Source organism: Luteitalea sp. (assembly GCF_022842525.1).
GTDB lineage: Bacteria > Acidobacteriota > Vicinamibacteria > Vicinamibacterales > Vicinamibacteraceae > Luteitalea.
In genome coordinates, this window is the sequence record NZ_JALHPM010000225.1 from 1 (window position 1) to 9,089 (window position 9,089).

Below are 9,089 nucleotides of genomic sequence, written 5' to 3' on the forward strand. Positions count from 1 at the left end.
CGGGGCTGGTCCAGAGGCGTCCGCCGCGGAACAACCCGCCGCCCCAGTACATGGTGCGCTCGGCGATGATCGGCGCCGTGGCCGTCACGCGCAGGGCGATGCCGGCGCGATCGCCGACGCCCGGAATCGAGCGGACGTTGACGCCGGCGCGACTCAGGGCCGCCACCGTCAGCGTGAACGGCGTGATGGCCTCGCCGTCCTGCGTGAAGGCGGCGATGGTGACGGTGACGGCACTGGTGTTGGGGTTGGCGAGCAGGAGTTCCTTCTCGAACCCGAGGAGACCGCTCGTGGAACCTTCCGCGAACAGCCAGGTGGTGAAATCCTGCGCACGGGCAGGAGTCGTTGTCGTCAGGAGCGCGAGGACGGCGCACACGCCGACCGTCGCGAGTCGAACCGCTTGGAACATGCAATGACCTCGTGGGAAAGGCCAGGCTGACGGCGCGTTGCTGCGCCGCCAGACGTCCAGCCTCAAGCACTATAAGTGCGACTTGCATGGTCCGCAATCAGGTTCCGCCGCCTCCCTCGCGAAGCTCGACACTACAGCCCGCTGCGGTCAGCGGCACTCGGGGAACAGCCAGGCGCCGCTCGCGGCCCGTGCGTCACGGTAGGCTGGCTGTGCGCACAGCGGATCAGTGGTCCATCGGCCGACGGTGCCCGCGGCGCGCGTGGGACCGGTCTGGTCCACCCAGAACGGCGACGGCCGCGCGCCGCAGTGGCCGCCGATCATGTCGTACAACCGCACGTCGGTGCTGTTGCGCATCGGCGTGCCTTCGGGGCCGGCGTAGTAGGTGACGATGTCCTGCGACGGGTCACCAAGCACCCCGCGCTTCCAGTTCAGGCCCCAGCGGTTGGTCTGGAACCGCCGACGCAGTTCGGCCACGACTTCGAACATGAAGGTGTTGGTCGCGCACGAGTTCTGCAGGTCGCCCGGCCGCTGCGCCGCGACCTGGGCCACCACGCCCAGCAGGTCACCGTAGGCCACCGGCGGTCCCGCCAGATTGGGATCGACGAACTCGAAGGCGCCCACCAGTTCGAGGGGTACGCCACGCGTGTTGACCAGGACGCTCGACACGCCACGGCCGCTCGGGGGCGTCACCACGCGAATGGTGTTGGCGTTGAGCACGGTGATGTTCTGCCGCGGCACCGGCGTGATGCCGAAGGCCAGCGTCGTCTCGCCGCCGCTCCATGACAGCAGGCCGAGGCCGGTGCCGGTGATGGTGGCGACGGTGCCGCCGCTCGGGGCGCCGCGGTTGGGCGTGATGCCGGTCAGGGTCGGGGCGTCGGTCGCGGTTGGCGGCGCGAGGAACGGCATCGCATCGGGCAGCACCGCCCCGGCACTGGCGTGGCCCGCCTGCAGCCCCTCGCCCCAGTACAGGGCGCGCTCCAGGATGACGGGGCCGCTCGCCTCGAAGAAGGCCGCGAACTTGCGGTTGTGCAGCGCCGGGTGGTCGGCCGGAGACACGGTGCGCCGCGAGAACGGCGGCAACTGGATCGTCGTCTCGGCCCCCGCGCCAGGGCCGGCCCCGGCACCGGGCTCGACGTAGAACACCGCCCGCACCGACACCGGGTCGGCCGTCGGGTTGAGCACCAGATAGTAGGTGCTGAACGGGCGCCAGTTCGGATCGGCCGGGTCCTGGAACTGCGCGAAGCCGCCCTCCTGGCCATCGGCAAAGCCCCACTTCCGCGCGGGCGCCGTCACGCCAGCCGAGGCCGTGCCTTCACGGAAGTTGCGCCAGTAGACGGCGCGCTCGGCCACGAAGGGCTGACCGCCCGTGCTGCTGGCACGAATGGCAAACGTCTTGTCCATGCCCGCGAGCTCGGCGGGCCACAGGCCGGCGTAGACGTTGCGCCGCGACTGCGCCGGGATGCGCTCGGTGACCTGTTTGGCCACGCCCGCGGCGCCGAAGAACTCCACACTCACGTCGATGGCGTCGGTCGTGCTCGGGTTGTAGAGCAGGACGTAGGTATCGAAGGCGGCGGGCCCTCCCTGCGCGCCCTCGGCGAAGTACCACACCGGATGTCCCTGGACGCCGGCGGCGGCGTGCCCGCCGTTGAGCCCCTGGTCCCAGTACATCGCCCGCTCGGCCACGATCGGCACACCGTTGACCGATTCGACGTCGATGGCGAAGTCGGCACGGTCGAGGCCGATCTGGCGCGCGAAGACGCCGTTGGCCCACACCGTCTGCCGCGTCCCCGGCGGCAGCGTGACACCCTCGATCAGCCGACCGCCCTCGCTGGTCAGGAAGTTGACGTGGACGGTCGCCGCATCGGTGGCCGACGGGTTGCTGATCAGCACGTAGGTCTGGAAACCGCGCGGACCGCCGATGGCGCCCTCGGCGAACATCCAGCGGGACTGCGGGGCATTGACCCCCATCACGTTGTGACCGGCCCGCAGGTCCGTGATGGGCCCCGGCCCGTAGTAGGCCGGACCGAAGTTGAACAGGCCCCGTCCCCAGTACATCGATCGCTCGACGACGACGTTGACGTCGGAGATCACTTCGAGGGCCGTATCGCCGCGCGGGATGAACTGACGGACGTTGATGCCCTGGCGACTGAACGGCGCCACAACGGTCATGCCGACGACCGGCGTGCCCCCCGCGGCAGGGAGGAACCGGAGCGTGACGGAGGCGGGACTGCCGCCGGGATTGCCGATGAGGATCTCTTCCTCGAAGGCGAAGCCGGGAACCGAGTTGGTCGATCCCTCGGCGAAGTACCACCGCCGGAGATCGGGTTGGGCGTCGGCGGTTGCCGGGGCGACGCTGCACAGCGCCGCAGCCAACAGACACGCCGTCGCGAGATATCGGGAAGCGAACATGGGGGAGGCCTCGTGGGAGACCCGCGTCAGATGAACGATGACGGGTGTCATCAGGTGACGGGGTCTTCGCACTATAGGCAGCCGCGAGGGCCTCTGCAATCACGACCGCAGCGATGACTCGTCAGTACTGCCTAACTGATCCAGCGTACGGTTCAGACGCGTCGCGGCCAGCCCATGAACGACCAACGGGGCGCCCCCCCGCAGTGGGAAGCGCCCCGTTGGCGTGTCGAGCTCGAGCGTCAGTCGAGGCCTAGCGGCACTCGGGGAACATCCACTCGCCGTTGGTGAACTTGGCGTCGCGATAGCGCGCGATGCCGCACATCGGATCCACCGTCCAGCGGCCGATGGCGCCGGCGGCGGCCGTGGGGCCCGTCTGATCGACCCAGAACGGGCCGGGCCGGTTGCCGCAGTGGCCACCGATGATGTCGTAGATGCGCACGGCGGTGCTGTTGCGCTTGTTGCCGCCGACGGGGCCGTTGTAGTAGTTCACGATGTCCTGCGACAGGTCGCCGACATTGCCGCGCTTCCAGTTGAGGCCCCAGCGATCGCTCTGGAACTTGTTGCGCAGCGCCGCGACCACTTCGAACATGAAGTTGTTGTTGCCACCCGCGTGCTCCGTGCACGAGTTGAACAGGTCGTTGGGCCGCGCCAGCGCCACCGACTCGACGAGGCTGTACTGATCGCCGAAGCTGATGGCCGGGCCGGCGGCATTCTTGTCGAAGTACTCGAACGCCTGGGGCGCGGTGACCGCGACGCCGTTGGTCTCGACGGTGACGTCGACCTTGCCCGTGGTGCCCGGCGGCGTCACCGCGCGGATCAGCGTGTCGGTCTCGACTTCGAACGACGCGGCCGGCGTGGCGCCGAACAGCACGCGCGTCTTGCCATCGTCGTTGTGGCCGAAGCCGGTGCCGTCGATCTCGACGACGGTGCCGCCGCTCGGCACACCGCGGTTGGGCGTGACGGTGATCGTGCCGCCCGGCGCGGCCGGCGGCAGGCTCGGCGCGGTGAGCAGGAACGTGTCGGGCAGCGGGGTGCCGAGCGAGGCGTGACCGGCCGTGAAGCCGTTGCCCCAGTACACGACGCGCTCGGCCACGACCGGGACGGTCGAGGAGAAGAACGTCGCGAACTTCTCGTTGGCCAGTTCCGGGTAGACCAGCGGCCACACCGTCGCGCGCGAACGCCCCGGCACGGTGACCGTCTTGGTCACGCCGGTGTTCTCGCCTTCCGTGTAGAAGTACACGGTGACCGTCGCGGCGGTCGTCCCCGGGTTGTAGAGCGGGAAGAAGGTGTTGAAGCGACGCTTGTCGGTGGCGTTGGCGTCCTGGTACATCTGGAAGCCGCCCTGCAGCCCCTCGGCAAACCCCCACTTCAGTGACGCGGTGGCGGCGCCCGCCGTGGCATGGCCTTCGAGCAACCCGCGCCAGTAGACGGCGCGCTCGGCGATGATCGGCTGCGACGCATCCACCTGGATGGCGAATGCGGTGTTGGCCAGGGCCGGCACGACCGACGAGGGCACGTTGTCGCGGGCCAGGGCCGGGATGGTGCGCGCGACCTCGGCCAGCAGGGTGCCGTTGTCGCCGAAGAACTTCACCGAGACGGTGGCCGGGGTGGTGTTCTGGTTGAACAGCAGGACGTAGGTGTCGAAGTTGAGCGTGCCGCCCTGGACGCCCTCGGCGAACAGCCACTGGGCCGACGGCGCGGTGATGCCCATGGCAGCGTGGCCGCCGCGGATGCCGAAGGGGGCGCCGGGGCCCCAGTACATCTGGCGCTCGGCGACGATCGGCTGGCGCGTCAGGCCCGTGGCCGCATCGTCGATGGATTCGACGATGGTGGCAAAGCCGGCCTGGCCGGCCTGGAAGCGCGGGCTGAGGACGGCGGTGGGCCAGAAGGTCCGGCGGGCATTGGCCGGCACGGTCTCTTCCTGGGTGAAGGCGTTGCCGCGGTCATCGAGGTAGCGGGCGCGGACGCGCGTGTCGACGCCGTTCGGGTTGGCCACCGAGATGAAGGTGTTGAAGAACTTGCCTTCGCCCTCGGCGAAGTACCAGGTGAAGGCGCCGGCCGGCACCCCCTTCTCGTTGTGGCCGCCACGCATGTCGTTGACGGGGCTGGTCCAGAGGCGTCCGCCGCGGAACAACCCGCCGCCCCAGTACATGGTGCGCTCGGCGATGATCGGCGCCGTGGCCGTCACGCGCAGGGCGATGCCGGCGCGATCGCCGACGCCCGGAATCGAGCGGACGTTGACGCCGGCGCGACTCAGGGCCGCCACCGTCAGCGTGAACGGCGTGATGGCCTCGCCGTCCTGCGTGAAGGCGGCGATGGTGACGGTGACGGCACTGGTGTTGGGGTTGGCGAGCAGGAGTTCCTTCTCGAACCCGAGGAGACCGCTCGTGGAACCTTCCGCGAACAGCCAGGTGGTGAAATCCTGCGCGTGGGCGGGCGTGGGGAGGGAGAGGGCGACGGTGGCACACAGCGCCAGCACCGCCCGTTTCGCGAGTTGGTACATGAACGACCTCATGGTTGGGCGTCGCATCAGCCACTCGGTGGCCGGGGCACCGACAGATGCGGATACAGCTCTACTATACGAGCCCTCATCGTCGAGGCGAAGGCTCACCGGCGTCGAAATGTCGTGGAGGCCGTCCGGGCGCTGGCGCCTGCCGAGCGCGTCGCGGACGTCGCTCACCCCGCAGGTGCAAGAGCCAGGCCGGAGCGCGTCTGGCCGCCGAGGCCGGAAAACATCGACGTGGTCGCGGCGGAAACCCCTCCGGTGCCGGGCGTCCGGCAGGCGGCGTCGGGAATCCATGCGGAAGAGATTACCCGGCGCGCCCGCCCTGCACTCGCGGCACTGCGGGGTCAAGACGACTCAGCGGCAGGTTTGGTCGGGTGGGGACCAGAGAGGAACCCCGCGCCCGGACACGGGGAGGGCCATGTCCGGGCGGGGGCGAGCAACCGCCCGGGGGGCGGCTGCGAAGGGTTCAGGGCGTGTGTCTCAGAAGTACTCGAACATCCCGCGTGCCACGACCTGGCCGCGCGTCACGACCGTGACTTCGACCTTGCCGACCGCCCCGCCAGGCGCGAACACCTTGATCTCGTTGGGTTCGACTTCGTCGGTGCGCGCCAGGACGCCACCGAAGAAGACCTGGCTGGAGGCGTCGATCAGGACGCTCGTGGTGTGCTCGACCTCGATCTTGACGCGGGTACCGCCGGCCCGCGGTCCCCAGCGGGGCTCGATCTCGACCTTCAGCGCGGACGGCGTGCCGGAGGACGATCCGCCCGGCGTGTTCGTGCCGTCGGCGACATACGTGAAGGCATTCGGGATGACGATCGTCCGACCGCGCGTGATGACGGTGACATCGACCCGACCAGGCGCCCCCGGCGGGGTGATGGCCTTGATCTCGCGGTCGTGTTCCACCTCGAACACCCGTGCCGGCTGCGCGCCGAACAGGACCTGCGTCCCGAGTTCGGTGTTGCCGAAGCCGCTGCCTTCGATCTCGACCACGGTGCCGCCGCTCACGGGACCGCTCGAGGGCTCGATCTCCCGCACCGTGGCCGTCGGGGCGGCGCGCAGTGTGGTCGCACCCGTGAGCACGAGCGAGTCGGGCAGCGGCACGCCCAGCGAGGCGTGGCCGGCCTTGTTGCCTCGCCCCCAGTAGACGACGCGTTCGACGACCACCGGCTGATCGGAGGAGAAGAAGGTCGCGAACCGCGCGTTGGCGAGTTCGTCGTAGAGCAGCGTCCACACCGTCTCGCGCGACTGGCCCGGGACGGTGATGGTCCTGGTCACCCCGGTGTTGCCCCCCTCGGTGTAGAAGTGCACCGTCACCGTCGCCGGCGTGGCGCCGGGGTTGTAAATCGGGAAGAACGTGTTGAACCGGCGCTTGTCGTCGTCGTCATCGTCCTGGTACTTGAGGAAGCCGCCCTGCAGGCCTTCGGCGAACCCCCACTGGCGGGCCGGCTCGGTGGCCCCCGCCGTGGCCGTCCCCTCCGAGAGGCCGCGCCAGTAGACCGCGCGCTCGGCCACGAAGGGCACTGCCGCCGACGCACGAATGGCGAAGGCACGGTTCAGCAGCGCGGGCACCTCGCGGGCCCAGACGCCGCCGCGAGCCCCAGCCCCGACCGAGCGGGTCACCTCGGCCAGCTTGAGCCCGGCCTGGCCGAAGAACTCGACGGTCACGTCGATGGGGGCGGTGGTCGGGTTGAGGAGCAGGACGAACGTCTCGTAGGACGGATCGGCGCCGGGCGTGAGGCTGCCCTGGATGCCCTCGGCGAACAGCCACTGGGCCGACGGCGTCGTGACGCCCATGGCGGCATGTCCGCCGCGGATGCCCGACGGCGCTTCGTTGCCCCAGTACATCTGGCGCTCGGCCACCACCGGCATGTCCGACGTGACCACGGTCGAGAAGCCGGCGCGCCCGGAACGCAGGCGCGGGCTGAGGACGGCCGTCGGCCAGAACGTGTGTCGCGACCGCGACGGCACGACCTCGACCTGCGTCACTTCCGTGCCGCTGTCGTCGCGGTACGAGACCGTGACGCTGGCCGGGCTCGTGCCGGGATTGGCCACCGAGATGAAGGTGTTGAAGAACTTGCCCTCGCCCTCGGCGAAGTACCACGTGCGCGAGCCATCGTCGGTGCCATGCTCGCTGTGGCCACCACGCATGTCGCTGACGCGACCGCGATAGCCCTTCACTTCGGGCCGGAAGAGGCCGCCGCCCCAGTACATCGTCCGCTCGGCGACGATGGGGAGGGTGGAGGTGAGACGCAGGGCGACGCCGGCCCGGTCACCGGCGATGGCGCGAATGCTCTCGGTGAAGCGGGCGCGCGGCGCGATCGTGCGTGAGACCGGTGCGAGCGACTGCCCGTCCTGCGTGAAGAGTTCGAAGGTGACGGTGACCGCCGTCGGATTCGGGTTGCCGATCAGGATCTCCTGCTCGAAGCCGAACGAACCGTTGGTGGATCCCTCGGCGAAGAGCCACGTGGTGAGCGACGGGGCGCCGTGGGCGACGGCGGGTGTGAAGAGGGCGGCGCCGGCGCAGAGGCACAGCATCGCGAACGACAGGGCACGGGACATGGATACGACCTCGCGTGACGTCCCGCGGATCGCATGGCCACCAGCGGGCCATCTCGCGGGTACGAACAAGGAGGGGGCGGTCCGGAGGATTTGATAGAGGGGCCGCTATTTCCGTGCGTTGGCGGGAGCCGCGTCCAGCGTGAAGCCGCGCACCAGCAGCCCGAGACGACGGGCATCGGCGCCAGGGGACTGGTCGGCAGGGCGCACGGCGCGGGTGGTGACGAGGGTCAGCGTATTCATGCCGGCCCGCAGCGCCTCGGCGGGAATCACGAAGGTGTACAGGCCTCTGGTCGGCAGGAGGGCCCTGGGGCCCAGGTCCCGACCGTTCACGAGCAGGCGGACGTCGTCGGTCGGTGCTGGTGTGGCCGGGGCCTGGGCGTCGACGCTCAGGGACAACGACAGGGGGGTCCGCAGGGGCAGGAGCAGGTCCGCGCGCGGCCCGGACATCCATCGAAAGAACCCACCCTCGATCTGTCCCTCGGCGTCGTGCCAGCCATCGCCGAGTCGCGCGTCGTCGCGCGGCGCGATCCCGAGGGCCAGAGGCAGGCGTGCGAGGTCGAGCGCGCGCGGCATGGGCCAGGCTCCGCAGAGGCGGACAGGCGCACTCGCCGAGACGCTGGCCTGCGTCACCGCCCCACGCAGATCGATCCCGGTCGACAGGGCGTGAGCGGCCTCGAGCGTGACGATGGCTGGCGGCGCGCTGGCCCGACGGAGCTGGACGCCGCGGACGTCTGCCGCCGTGTCGGCGAGACGCACGTCTCGATTGTCATGGTCGGGCCGACGCGTCAACGCGAGGTCGAGGCGGCCGGCCGAGGGCCAGGTCACGCCCAGCGCTCCCGTGGAGGCGAGCCGGGTGATGTCGGTGGCGCCGTCGCCGGGCAGGTCGAGACACGGCAGCGCCGCGATGGCGTCCACGCGGGCATCGGGTGCGGCGCCGAGCGGCGCGCCGTCCAGATGCGCGGGTGAGCGCCCGGCCCGCCACCCGAGGAACTCGCCGCGCGTGCTGAGAAAGACGAGGACGAGGCCGGGTTCGTCCGTGAGGTACGGGCGGCCGCGCAGCGTGAGGCTCACGCGCGACTGACCGGCGTCGAGGCGGGCGTCCACCGGCGCGCGCGTGCCGGTGCGACCGAGCGGGTCCCCGGGCTGCACGTCGAGTCGCACGGCCCCTGCCTGCGCCGCCTCGAGGGCGTCGACGCGGGCGCCGGTGAT

At 70.4% G+C, this 9,089-nt stretch carries 3 protein-coding genes and 2 pseudogenes; all 5 read right to left on the reverse strand.

Annotated elements, in window-relative coordinates:
* A pseudogene (locus Q0C41_RS27285) lies at positions 1–406 on the reverse strand (hypothetical protein); the annotation flags it as partial.
* Positions 407–553: 147 nt separating this feature from the next.
* On the reverse strand, positions 554–2,815 hold the full coding sequence (locus Q0C41_RS27290) for an IPT/TIG domain-containing protein (protein WP_291989462.1): 2,262 nt from the start codon (positions 2,813–2,815) through the stop codon (positions 554–556).
* 250 nt (positions 2,816–3,065) lie between these two features.
* Complete coding sequence (locus Q0C41_RS27295; protein ID WP_291989464.1) at positions 3,066–5,318, reverse strand: IPT/TIG domain-containing protein; 2,253 nt, start codon at positions 5,316–5,318, stop codon at positions 3,066–3,068.
* 483 nt (positions 5,319–5,801) lie between these two features.
* Positions 5,802–7,880 (reverse strand): IPT/TIG domain-containing protein, encoded by a 2,079-nt coding sequence (locus tag Q0C41_RS27300; RefSeq protein ID WP_291989466.1) that lies wholly within the window; start codon positions 7,878–7,880, stop codon positions 5,802–5,804.
* A gap of 105 nt (positions 7,881–7,985) precedes the next feature.
* Positions 7,986–9,089 (reverse strand): annotated as a pseudogene (locus Q0C41_RS27305) (hypothetical protein); the annotation flags it as partial.